8 protein-coding genes are annotated in these 12,081 nt (G+C 68.4%); all 8 read left to right on the forward strand.

All coding sequences use genetic code 11. The features are described from left to right. The first annotated feature begins 23 nt into the window (after positions 1-23). The 8 genes from MMG85_RS00925 (at position 24) to MMG85_RS00960 (ending at position 11,901) form a co-directional block, all read left to right on the forward strand. Complete coding sequence (locus tag MMG85_RS00925) at positions 24-1,973, forward strand: sialate O-acetylesterase (RefSeq protein WP_241044293.1); 1,950 nt, start codon at positions 24-26, stop codon at positions 1,971-1,973. A 62-nt stretch (positions 1,974-2,035) separates the two neighbouring features. Next, positions 2,036-3,724, forward strand: a complete 1,689-nt coding sequence (locus MMG85_RS00930; protein WP_241044295.1) for a glycoside hydrolase family 43 protein — start codon at positions 2,036-2,038, stop codon at positions 3,722-3,724. A gap of 53 nt (positions 3,725-3,777) precedes the next feature. Beyond that, complete coding sequence (locus MMG85_RS00935) at positions 3,778-6,417, forward strand: glycoside hydrolase family 3 protein (RefSeq protein WP_241044296.1); 2,640 nt, start codon at positions 3,778-3,780, stop codon at positions 6,415-6,417. A 63-nt stretch (positions 6,418-6,480) separates the two neighbouring features. Then, positions 6,481-7,965 (forward strand): MFS transporter, encoded by a 1,485-nt coding sequence (locus MMG85_RS00940; RefSeq protein WP_241044154.1) that lies wholly within the window; start codon positions 6,481-6,483, stop codon positions 7,963-7,965. 17 nt (positions 7,966-7,982) lie between these two features. Beyond that, the gene (locus MMG85_RS00945; RefSeq protein ID WP_241044156.1) at positions 7,983-9,020 is read left to right on the forward strand and encodes a glycoside hydrolase family 43 protein; all 1,038 of its coding nucleotides are present in this window, start codon (positions 7,983-7,985) and stop codon (positions 9,018-9,020) included. Next, complete coding sequence (locus tag MMG85_RS00950) at positions 9,010-9,855, forward strand: aldose epimerase (RefSeq protein ID WP_241044158.1); 846 nt, start codon at positions 9,010-9,012, stop codon at positions 9,853-9,855. Before MMG85_RS00945 ends, MMG85_RS00950 begins: the two co-directional genes overlap by 11 nt. A 55-nt stretch (positions 9,856-9,910) precedes the next feature. Continuing rightward, the gene (locus MMG85_RS00955; RefSeq protein WP_241044159.1) at positions 9,911-10,888 is read left to right on the forward strand and encodes an alpha/beta hydrolase; all 978 of its coding nucleotides are present in this window, start codon (positions 9,911-9,913) and stop codon (positions 10,886-10,888) included. Then, positions 10,885-11,901 carry a glycoside hydrolase family 43 protein gene (locus MMG85_RS00960; RefSeq protein ID WP_241044161.1) on the forward strand — a complete coding sequence of 339 codons (1,017 nt, stop codon included), beginning with the start codon at positions 10,885-10,887 and terminating at the stop codon, positions 11,899-11,901. The genes MMG85_RS00955 and MMG85_RS00960 overlap by 4 nt, the downstream gene beginning before the upstream one ends. Positions 11,902-12,081 lie beyond the last annotated feature (180 nt).

The raw sequence follows: 12,081 nt of genomic DNA on the forward strand, positions 1-12,081 counted from the left end.
TGACAGGCAAAGCGCTGGCGCTCATGCTGCTGTGCTGCAGTTCGGGCACGCGTGCACAGGACGACGCGCAGGCGCCGCTGCTGCATGCGATGTTCCAGGACCACGCGGTGTTGCAGCGGGACAGGCCGATCCCGGTATGGGGCACGGCCGGCGCAGGCGACACGGTCACGGTGACGCTTGCGCGGCAGACGGTTACGACGCGCGCGGCGGCGGACGGCCGGTGGCGCGTGGCGCTGCGACCGCTCGCAGCCGGCGGCTCCCACACCTTGACTGTCATGGCAGGGCAGGCGACCCAGGTCGTGCGCGACGTGCAGATGGGCGATGTGTGGTTGTGTTCCGGGCAGTCGAACATGGAACTGCCGATCTGGCGTGCGCTCGATGCCAGCAGCGAGATCGCCTCGGCGTCGTATCCGCGCATCCGCTTGTTCACCGTGCCGCAGGCGGCGGCCGTGACGCCGCAAGCCTCGTTCGCCGGCGCGACCGCATGGAAGCCCGCGTCGCCGGACACGGTGCGCGATTTTTCCGCTGCCTGCCTGTACTTCGCGCGCGAGTTGCAGAAGACGGTCGACGTGCCGATGGGACTGATCCAGGCCGCATGGGGCGGCTCACGGATCGAGGCCTGGACCGGTGCCGCCGCCCTGCGTGCCGGCGGTGGCCGCGATGAGGTCCTCGATGTGCTGGAGACGTACGCGGACGATGCGTCGGCGGGGATCGCCCAGTGGGGTCGGCATTGGGAGACCTGGTGGACCACGCGCAAGGACGCCGTTCCCGGTGACCTGCCGTGGCAACCCGACGCATCCGGTGACGGCTGGCACGAGGCGCCTGCGTCGCTCGGCGCATGGGAGCGCTGGGGCGTGCCGGCGCTGGCCGACTACAACGGCATGGTCTGGTACCGCACGCAGGTGACGCTGACGGCCACGCAGGCCGCGGTCGCCGCGACGCTGGAACTGGGCGCCGCCGACGAGACCGACATGACCTGGGTGAACGGCGTGGCGGTGGGCAGCCGCTATGGCGCGGGCGAGGCGAGGCGGTATCCGCTGCCGGCAGGCGTGTTGAAGGCCGGGGTCAATACCGTGGTGGTCAACGTGCTGGACACCTATCGCGACGGCGGCCTTGCCGGCCCGCTGGACGCGCAGGCGTTGCGCTTCGATGACGGTACCCGCGCGGTGCTGGATGCGCCATGGCGCTACCGCGTCGCGCCGGCCGCCGAGGCGCCGCCGGGTGCGCCATGGCAGGCCGCGACCGGCCTGTCGACGCTGTACAACGGCATGATCGCGCCGCTGGGGGACTACGGCCTGCGCGGCATGCTCTGGTACCAGGGCGAATCCAATACCGGTGAAGCCGCCGCGTACGCCGCGCTGCTGCGCATGTTGCGCGACGACTGGCGACGTCAGTTCGGCGCCCGCATGCCGCTGCTGGTCGTGCAACTGGCCGGCTACGGCATGCCGCCGACCGCACCGGTCGACAGCGGCTGGGCGCAACTGCGCGACGCGCAGCGGCAGGTGGTCGCGGAAGACACGCAGTCGGGTCTGGTGGTCGCCATCGACATCGGCGACGCCTACGACATCCATCCGCCGAACAAGCAGGAACTCGCTCGCCGACTCGCGCGCGCGGCACGCCATGTCGTGTATGGCGAGCGTGCGCTGGCACCGTCCGGACCGACCGCACGCACGGCGTCGCGCTCGGCGGAGGGCGTGAGCATCGCCTTCGATGGCGTCACCGGCGCGCTGGTGACGACCGGTGCGAACGGGCCCATCGGCTTCGAGCTGTGCGATGCCGGCACGAAGCGTTGCGAGTACGCCGATGCCGTCCTCGACGGCGCCCATGTTGTCCTGCGCGGCCCGCATGCCGACGCCGCCACCCACGTGCGCTACTGCTGGGCCGATGGTCCGGTCTGCACGCTGCGCGATACCGCCGGGCTGCCGGCCGGTCCCTTCGAACTTCCCCTCACTGCTGCCGAGGTGTCCCGATGAAGCTGTTCTCCCTGCGCATCCCCCAGCACCACCGCCGCAAGACACCCGTGCGACGGAACAGCGTGCGCGGCGTGCTGGCCGGCGCGCTGCTGGTGCTGGCGGCAAGCGGGCACGCACAGACGCCCGCCGCGCCGCCGGTGTATTTCGACTGGTTCGAGTACAGCGGTCGCGATGTCGCGTTCGAGGCGCCGCTGCCGGCCGGCCATTACCGCAATCCGGTGCTGGCGGGTTTCCACGCGGATCCGAGCATCGTCGCCGCGAACGGCAAGTTCTATCTGGTCAATTCCAGCTTCACCTACTTCCCGGGCATCCCCGTGTTCGAGAGCACGGACCTGGTGCACTGGAAGCAGATCGGCAACGTCATCGACCGTCCCACCCAGCTGGACTTCGACGGTCTGAGTGTGTCGCGCGGCATCTTCGCGCCGACCATCGAGTTCCATGACGGCCTGTTCTACGTGGTCACCACGGCCACCGACAGCGGCGGCAACTTCATCGCCACCGCGCGCGATCCCGCCGGACCCTGGTCCGACCCGCACTGGCTGCCGACCATCGGCGGCATCGATCCATCGCTGTTCTTCGACGACGACGGCAAGGTCTACCTGCTCAACAACGACGAGCCGCCCGGACCGGCGCGCTACGACGGCCATCGCGCCATCTGGATGCAGCAGATCGACCTGACACGATTCCAGCCGGTCGGGCCGCGCAAGGTGCTGATCGATGGTGGCGTGGAGCCGGAAAAGAATCCGATCTGGATCGAAGGTCCGCACATCTACAAGCGCGAGGGCTGGTACTACCTGTCCGATGCCGAGGGCGGCACCGGGCCTCAGCATTCGCAGGTCGTCCTGCGCAGCCGCGACGTGTGGGGCCCGTACGTACCGTACGCCGGCAACCCCATCTTGACCCAGCGCGACCTGCCGGCGGACCGGCCGTTGCCGATCACCAATGCCGGCCACGCGGACCTGGTGGAAGGGCCCGATGGTTCGTGGTGGGCGGTGTTCCTGGCCAGCCGCAACTACCAGCTGCGCCACTACAACACCGGACGCGAGACCTACCTGCTGCCGGTGCAGTGGCGTGACGGCTGGCCTGAGATCCTGCCGGCCGACCAGGCCATTCCTTATGTCGTGAAAGCGCCCTCGTGGATGCGCGGGGAGGCCACGCAGGCGCCGTCCACCGGCAACTTCGTGCATCGCGACGAGTTCGAGGGTCCGGCGCTGGCGTCAGACTGGTTTCGCGTGCGTGTGCCGAAGCAGGCATGGGCGGACCTGACCGCGCGTCCCGGCGCACTCGCGGTGCATCCGCTGACCGAAGGCCTGGACACCTTGCGCAACCCCGCGTTCCTCGGCCGTCGCCAGCAGCACCTGCGCTTCGAGGCCAGCACCGCGATGAGCACGCCTGCAGCAGGCGTGGCCGCCGGCCTGGCGGCGTTCCAGAGCGAGGCGTACTGGTACTTCCTTGGCGTGCGACGCATGGACGGTGATCGTGTGGCGATCTTCCTGGAAAGTCGCGATGGCAGCGGCGCCACGCGCATGCTGGCCACGCGCGAGGTTACGGCCACCGACGCACTTCGCCTGAAGATCGAGGGCGACGAAGGCGACTACGGTTTCGCCTTCGACATCGGCGACGGCCGCGGATGGCAACCGCTGGCCAGCAAGGTCGATGGCACCGTCTTGAGTACCGATCGAGCCGGCGGTTTCGTCGGCGCCCTGCTGGGACCGTTCGCGCGCGACGAGCGCGCTTCGAGGAGCAAATGATGACCACGAAGCCTTCCGTTTCCATCGCCCGGCGCATCGCGCCCGGCCTGTGCATGCTGGCCCTCTGTGTGGCCACGTGGGCGGCACCTTCCGCGTACGCGGCCGACGCGAAACCGTGGCTCGACATCTCACGCAGCTTCGAGGCGCGCGCGGCTGCGCTGGTCGCGGAGATGACGCTGGAGGAAAAGGCGGCGCAGATGCAAAACGCTGCGCCGGCCATCGAGCGCCTGGGCGTTCCCGCCTACGACTGGTGGAACGAAGCGCTGCACGGCGTGGCGCGCGCCGGGCAGGCGACGGTGTTCCCGCAGGCCATCGGCCTGGCGGCCACCTTCGATGTGCCGCTGATGGGCGAGGTGGCCACCACGATCAGCGACGAGGCACGTGCCAAGCACCACCAGTTCGTCCGCGACGGCCAGCACGGCCGCTACCAGGGCCTGACGTTCTGGTCGCCGAACATCAACATCTTCCGCGATCCGCGCTGGGGCAGGGGCCAGGAAACCTACGGCGAGGATCCGTACCTGACCGCGCGCATGGGCGTGGCCTTCGTGCGCGGCCTGCAGGGCGATGATCCGGTCTACCGCAAGCTGGACGCCACCGCCAAGCACCTGGCCGTGCACAGCGGTCCCGAGGCCGACCGCCACCACTTCGATGCGAAGCCCAGCAAGCGCGACCTGTACGACACCTACCTGCCGGCGTTCGAGGCGCTGGTGAAGGAGGGCGACGTGGATGCGGTGATGGGCGCCTACAACCGCGTCTATGGCGAATCCGCCAGTGCCAGCAAGCTCCTGCTGCGCGACGTGCTGCGTCGTGACTGGGGCTTCAAGGGCTATGTGGTCTCCGATTGCTGGGCCATCGTCGACATCTGGAAGAACCACAAGATCGTCGCCACCCGCGAGGAAGCCGCCGCGCTGGCGGTGAAGAACGGTACCGAGCTGGAGTGCGGCGAGGAGTATTCCACGCTGCCCGCTGCCGTGCGCCAGGGTCTGATCAGCGAAGCCGAGATCGACGACGCCGTCACCAGCCTGTTCGCCGCGCGCATGCGGCTGGGCATGTTCGATCCGCCCGAGCGGGTGCGCTGGGCGCGCATCCCGTACTCGGTCAACCAGGCGCCGGCGCACGATGCGCTGGCGCTGAAGGCGGCGCGCCACTCGCTGGTGCTATTGAAGAACGATGGCATCCTGCCGCTGTCGCGCGACCTGAAGCGCATCGCCGTGGTCGGCCCGACCGCCGATGACACCATGGCGCTGCTCGGCAACTACTTCGGTACGCCGGCCGCGCCGGTGACGATCCTGCAAGGCATCCGCGACGCCGCGAAGGGCATCGAGGTGAGCTACGCACGCGGCGTGGACCTGGTGGAAGGGCGCGACGATCCGGCCGCGACGCCGCTGATCGAGGCGGCCTACCTGCGACCGTCCGCCGATTCTCCCGAGCGCGGTCTGCGCGGCGAATACTTCCGCACCCAGGATCTGTCCGGCGCACCCGCGCTGGTGCGCACCGATGCGCAGATCGGCTTCCGCTGGGACCGCGGTTCGCCGACCGACAACCTGCAGGCGCGCGGCGAGGCGGGTCCGGGGCAGGGCGTGCCGAACGACCGCTTCAGCATCCGCTGGAGCGGCCAGTTGCTGCCGCCGGTATCCGGTCGCTACCGGATCGAGGCGGCTGCGGACGACGGCTACCGGCTGTATGTGGACGGCAAGCGCGTGCTCGACCACTGGACCAACAGCGACCGCCTGCGCAGCGATGGTGTGGAACTGGATCTGCAGGCCGGCCGTGCCTACGACCTGCGACTGGAGTATTACGACGCCGAGCGCGATGCCGGCGTGCGGCTGGCCTGGCGCATGCCGGGCGCGAAGGCGCCGTTCGAGGAAGCGATCGACATCGCGCGCAACGCCGACGTGGTGGTGTTCGTCGGTGGCCTGACCGGCGACGTGGAAGGCGAGGAGATGACAGTCAACTATCCCGGCTTCGCCGGTGGCGACCGCACCGACCTGCGCCTGCCTGCCACGCAGCGTGCCCTGCTGGAAGCGCTGCACGCCACCGGCAAGCCGGTGGTGCTGGTGTTGACCGGTGGTTCGGCACTGGCGGTGGACTGGGCGCAGGCGAACCTGCCGGCCATCCTGATGAGCTGGTATCCGGGCCAGCGCGGTGGCACCGCCGTGGGCGAGACGCTGTTCGGCGACGCGAACCCGGCGGGTCGCCTGCCGGTGACGTTCTACACGGCCGACCAGGTCATGCCGGCCTTCGATGACTACACGATGGAAGGCCGCACCTACCGCTACTTCCGCGGTACGCCGCTGTATCCGTTCGGGCATGGCCTGTCGTACACGCGCTTCGACTACAGCGGGCTGCGTACCGACGCGGCCAAGGTGCGCGCCGACGGCCGCGTGCGCGTACAGGTCGACGTGGCGAATACCGGCAAGCGCGCGGGCGATGAAGTTGTGCAGCTTTACGTGCGTCCGCTGCAGGCCGGCCCCGGTGATCCGCAGCAGGAACTGCGCGGCTTCCAGCGTGTCCATCTGGCGCCGGGGGAACGCCGCACGGTCGCCTTCGAGCTGCAGCCGGAGCAGGCCTTGCGCCGCTACGACGAGGCACGTGGCGTTTACACGGTGCCGCCGGGCCGCTACGAAGTGCGCGTGGGCGGCTCGAGTGCCGATGCCCGCGTGCGCGCGACGTTCGAGGTGGAGGCGCGATGAGCGACCCGCAGCGCATGCGCCACCGCCTTCCCGCCGATCTCCTTCGCCCAGGATCCCTGACGCATGTCCAGCACTGACCACACGTTGTCGATCCGGGAAAAGCTGGGCTACAGCCTGGGCGATCTGGCGGCGAACCTGATCTTCCAGACGCTGATCACCTACCTGGCGTTCTTCTACACCGACGTCTACCGGCTGCCCCCGGCGACGGCGGCGACCATCATCTTCGTGGTGGGTCTGCTCGGTGCGTTCGTGTTCACGCCGATCATCGGCATCCTCGCCGACCGCACGGCGACCCGGTGGGGCCGGTTCCGGCCGTGGATCCTGTGGACGGCGATCCCGTTCGGCGTGCTGTCGCTGCTGGCCTTCAGCACGCCGGACTTCGGCGAGCGCGGCAAGGTGGTTTACGCACTGGCGACCTACACGTTGCTGGTGCTGGTCTACGCGGCCAACAACCTGCCGTACTCCGCCCTCAGCGGCGTGCTGACCGGCAGCATGGCCCAGCGCAACAGCCTGTCGGCGTACCGGTTCGTGGCGGTGATGATCGCGCAGTTCATCATCCAGGTGCTGCTGATGCCGCTGGTGCTGATCCTGGGCGACGGTGACCGCGTGCAGGGCTTCGAGCGCGTGATGACGCTGTTCGCCGTGGTGGGCACGGTGTTCTTCCTGATCACCTTCGCCACCACCCGCGAGCGCATCGTGCCCACGAAGGAACAGTCCGGCGGGGTGCTGCAGGACCTCGCCGACCTGGTGCGCAACCGACCCTGGCAGGTGATGCTGGCGCTGACGGTGCTGGTGTTCATCAACCTGGCGTTGAAGGGCGGCACCTACATCTACTACTTCCAGTACTACATGAGCGAGGCGGCGCTTGCGGCCTTCCTCGACAATTCGGGCTTCAACGGTTTCATCGCCGCCGTGAATGCCGCGCTCACCGGTGCGGGCCTGGCCGGCTTCACCTGGCCGGAGGATCCGGCCACCTCAACCTTCAGCCTGTTCAACGGCAGCGGCATCCTCTGCATGATCCTGGGCATCGGCATGTCGCGGCGGCTGGCCGACCGCTTCGGCAAGCGCGACGTGTTCGGCGGCGCCTTGCTGGTGTCCACGCTGTTCCTGCTGGCGTTCTATGCGTTCCCGCCGACCGCGGTAGCCTTGGCGTTCGGCGCCTTCATGCTGCACGGGTTCTGCTACGGCATCACCATCCCCTTGCTGTGGGCGATGATCGCGGACGTGGCCGACTATTCCGAGTGGAAGAACCATCGTCGCGCCACCGCCATCATCTTCTCCGCCATGTTGTGCGGCCTGAAGATCGGGCTCAGCGTCGGCGGCGCGCTGGTCGCCGGCATCCTGGCGCACTACGGCTACCAGGCCGGCGCCGCCGAGCAGTCCCCGGCCGTCGTCGACGGCATCCGCATGACCGTCAGCGTCTATTGCTCCATTCCCTTCCTGGTCGCGGTGGCGCTGCTCTTCATCTACGAGATCGACAAGCGGATGGAGACGCGCATCGAACACGACCTCGACCAGCGTCGCCGTGCCGCCGGTGCGGCCGCGTGACCCCTACCTCTTCGACCATGAACGACACTGCCATCCAAGAAGAAGCCCTGCCGAGCGAAGCCGAGCTCGCACAACTGGCGGAACGGGCCATCTCCCGACCGCTGGTCACCCACATCTACACGGCCGATCCCTCCGCGCACGTGTTCGAGGGGCGGCTCTACATCTATCCCTCGCACGACATCGACAGCGGTGGTGCCTTCGATGACGAAGGCGGTCACTTCGGCATGGAGGACTACCACGTGCTGCGGATGGACAGCCCGGACGGCGAGGCCACCGACTGCGGCATGGCCCTGCATGTGCGCGACGTACCGTGGGCCGACAAGCAGATGTGGGCGCCGGATGCAGCCTGTCGCGATGGTCGCTATTACCTGTATTTCCCCGCCAAGGACGGTGGCGGCCTGTTCCGCATCGGCGTGGCGGTCGCCGAACGACCGGAAGGCCCGTTCACGGCCGAGCCGACGCCCATCGACGGGGCGTACTCGATCGATCCGGCCGTGTTCGAGGACGACGACGGCACGCACTACCTGTACTTCGGCGGCATCTGGGGCGGGCAGCTGCAGAAGTACCGCGACAATGCGTACGACGCGGCGCACGAGGAGCCGGTCGACGATGCGCCTGCTCTGGGACCGCGCGTCGGCCGGCTCGACGCCGGCATGACGACGCTCGCCGAAGCCACGCGCGAGATCGTGATCCTGGACGAACACGGCCAGCCATTGCGCGCCGACGACCACGCGCGCCGGTTCTTCGAGGGGCCGTGGGTACACAAGTACGCAGGCCGCTACTACCTGTCGTATTCGACCGGCAACACCCACCTGCTGTGCTATGCGGTGGGCGACAGCCCGTACGGTCCCTTCACCTACGGCGGCGTGATCCTTGAGCCTGTCGTCGGCTGGACCACGCATCACTCGATCTGCGCGTTCGACGGACAGTGGTACCTGTTCTACCACGACGCGTTGTTGTCAGGCGGGGTAACGCACCTGCGATCGGTCAAGTGCACGCCGCTGCACCACGAGACCGACGGCCGCATCCGCACCATCGATCCGTATGGCGGCTGAGCTGATTTCGCCGCGCGACGACGCGCTGTCACCGATGCCGGCCGGCCCGCTGCACTGGCTGCGGGCAGGGCGGCTGGAGGTCGCGCTGGCCCCGGACGCCGGTGGCCGCATCGCGCAGATCCGCTACAACGGCGTGGACTGGCTCATCGGACCGGACGACGGCATGCGCGCGACCATCGCCTGGGGGTGCTATCCGATGGTGCCGTGGGCCGGACGCGTGCGCGGCGGACGCTTCGACTTCGATGGCAGGTCCCATGCCTTGCCGGTGAACTTCGGTGGGCATGCGATCCATGGTGTCGGCTTCTCGCGGCCGTGGCGGATCGAAACGCTGGACGCCGACAGCGCCACGCTGTCACTGGCGCTTCCGCGCGATGCCTACTGGCCGTTCGGCGGCACCGCGACGCAATCGGTACGCCTGCTGGGCGATCGCCTGCATCTCGAGCTCGCCGTGCAGGCGGGCGATCAGGCGATGCCCGTGGTGCTGGGCTGGCATCCCTGGTTCCGCAAACCCGAGCGGCTGGAATTCACACCCACGGCGATGTATCCGCGCGACGGCGAGGGTATCGCCACGCTGCCGTGCGTGGCGCCCGTGTCCGGTCCTTGGGACGACTGTTTCATTGCCGGTGGCGAGATTGCGCTGAGGCGCGCAGGCCAGCGTCTCCATTTGACCGCCGACACTGATCATTGGGTCATGTACGACGCCGCCGCGCATGCGACCTGCGTCGAGCCGCAGACCGGGCCGCCGGATGCCTTCACGCTCGCGCCGCGCGTGCTGCCGCCGGGGCAACAGCACCGGCTTTGCTTCGATCTCGCCTGGCAGACGGACGACGAGTGAGGGGAGGGCACATGGTGAACCTCGCGCTGCCTGTTCCTGCCGCTGGAGAATGACGATGCGCCCGAACCGCTCTCGACTGAAGCCCTTCCAGGGCATCGCGCTCGTGGCGATGGCATGGCTGAGTGCGGGTCCGATCCGTGCGCAGGACGATGCGATGACCGCCATCGCCACGCCGGACCAGCCCATGGCGATCGTGCTAGGCACCGGACCGCTGCCGGCGGCGCGGCATGCCGAAGCCTGGCATCGCCAGTACGGCAGCGTGTTCGCGCGCAACGTCAGCGTGGCCACGCTCACGCCGTTCCTGCCCGATCCCGACCAGGCTACCGGCACGGCGGTGATCGTCGCGCCGGGCGGTGGCTTCCGCTCGCTTTCCATGCAGAACGAAGGCTGGGACGTGGCACGCGCGTTGGCCGACCGTGGTGTGGCCGCGTTCGTGCTGAAGTACCGGCTGGAACCGACGCCGGAAGACCTCGAAGGCTTCGCGCGTTCGATGCGCGAGATGCTGTCCGGTCCGGTGCCGCCGCACCGGATCGATCCTGCGGCATCGATCGCCCGGCTCGGCCCGCAGATCGCCGATGCAAGGGCCGCGTTCGCGCTCGTGCGTTCCCGCGCGGAAACGTGGGACGTGGATCCGCAGCGCATCGGCATGGTCGGCTTCTCTGCGGGCGCGATGCTGACGCTGTCCACGACGCTCGCAGGCGAAGACGCCAAACCGGCTTTCATCGGCAACATCTACGGTCCGCTGGCACCGCTGGACGTGCCGGCGGATGCACCGCCACTGTTCGTGGCGATCGCCGCCGACGATGGCCTGTTCGCCAATGGCGGATTCGGCCTGGTCGAACGGTGGCGCGCCGCGCGCCGCCCGGTCGAGTTCCATCTGTACGAACAGGGTGGGCATGGCTTCGGCATGTACGCGAAGCCGACGACGAGTACCGGCTGGTTCGACGCCTTCGCGAGCTGGATGAAGATGCACGGCTGGCTGGAACGGGCAGGGGAGGCGCAACGCGCCAACATCAGGGAGAGAGCACCATGAAATCGCGTCGCACCGCGTTCGCCCGACTTCTTGTCGCCTTGCTGGCACTGGCATGGGCAAGTGCCGCCGCCGGGCAGGCGCTTGCTCCGCCCGCGCCTCGCTCGAACCCGCTGATCCGCGACAAGTTCACTGCCGATCCGGCGCCGCTGGTGGTCGGTGATCGTCTGTATCTCTATGTCGGACATGACCAGGCGCAGCGCGACGAGATGTTCAACATGCGCGAATGGCTGGTCTATTCGACCACCGACATGGCGACCTGGATCGACCACGGGCCGATCATGAAGGTGGCCGATTTCGCCTGGGCGAAAGCCGATGCCTGGGCCTCGCAGGCCATCGAGAAGGACGGGAAGTTCTGGTTCTACGCCGCGGTCGAGCACGACGACACACAGCCGGGCAAGGCCATCGCGGTCGCCGTGTCGGACAGCCCGACCGGTCCGTTCGTCGATGCGAAGGGTTTCGCACTCATCACCAACGCGATGACGCCAAAAGGCACGCACAGCTGGGAGGACATCGATCCCACCGTGTTCACCGACGACGACGGCACCACGTGGATCGCCTGGGGCAACCGGCAGTGCTACATCGCCCGGCTCAAGCCCAACATGATCGAGATCGACGGCCCGATCACCGAGATCACGCCACCGCACTTCGAGGAAGGCCCGTGGCTGCACAAGCGCGGCGACCTCTACTACCTCACCTATGCCTCGCTCGACCGCGCCACCCACCGCGACGAAAAGGTGTCCTACGCCACGGCGACATCGCTACCGGGCCCGTGGACGTATCGCGGCGAACTGACCGGCTCGGGCAAGTACAGTTTCACCATCCATCCGGGCATCGCCGAGTTCAAGGGACGCTGGTACCTGTTCCTGCACAACGCCGCACTCGCCATCGGCGACCAGCACGGCGCCATCGGCCGGCGTGCGGTCACGGTCGAGCACCTGCAGTACAACGCCGACGGCAGCATGAAGCCGGTGGTGCAGTCGGAGGCCGGCATTTCCGTTCCGCCGGCGCGGTAGCCGCGTCGTTGCACGACGAAGGACAGGCACGAATACATGACATACGCGATCCGGCGACGGTAGATGCGTGCGCACGCACGGGTTATGCGCCCTGGGTCACAGTGAAGCGTAACGAGCCTCTGCGACCATACCGCCTGCAGTCTTCGGATGGCACGCCTTCGCTTGGGGAATGAAGCGGAA

Origin of the sequence: Pseudoxanthomonas sp. LH2527 (genome assembly GCF_022539275.1) — a bacterium.
Lineage (GTDB): Bacteria > Pseudomonadota > Gammaproteobacteria > Xanthomonadales > Xanthomonadaceae > Pseudoxanthomonas_A.

Bases quoted from the DNA above. Each gene is read 5' to 3' on its own strand.
- MMG85_RS00925 (WP_241044293.1), top strand. From the start codon at position 24: ATGCTGCTGTGCTGCAGTTCGGGCACGCGTGCACAGGACGACGCGCAG.
- MMG85_RS00935 (WP_241044296.1), top strand. From the start codon at position 3,778: ATGCTGGCCCTCTGTGTGGCCACGTGGGCGGCACCTTCCGCGTACGCG.
- MMG85_RS00940 (WP_241044154.1), top strand. From the start codon at position 6,481: ATGTCCAGCACTGACCACACGTTGTCGATCCGGGAAAAGCTGGGCTAC.
- MMG85_RS00945 (WP_241044156.1), top strand. From the start codon at position 7,983: ATGAACGACACTGCCATCCAAGAAGAAGCCCTGCCGAGCGAAGCCGAG.
- MMG85_RS00950 (WP_241044158.1), top strand. From the start codon at position 9,010: ATGGCGGCTGAGCTGATTTCGCCGCGCGACGACGCGCTGTCACCGATG.
- MMG85_RS00955 (WP_241044159.1), top strand. From the start codon at position 9,911: ATGCGCCCGAACCGCTCTCGACTGAAGCCCTTCCAGGGCATCGCGCTC.
- MMG85_RS00960 (WP_241044161.1), top strand. From the start codon at position 10,885: ATGAAATCGCGTCGCACCGCGTTCGCCCGACTTCTTGTCGCCTTGCTG.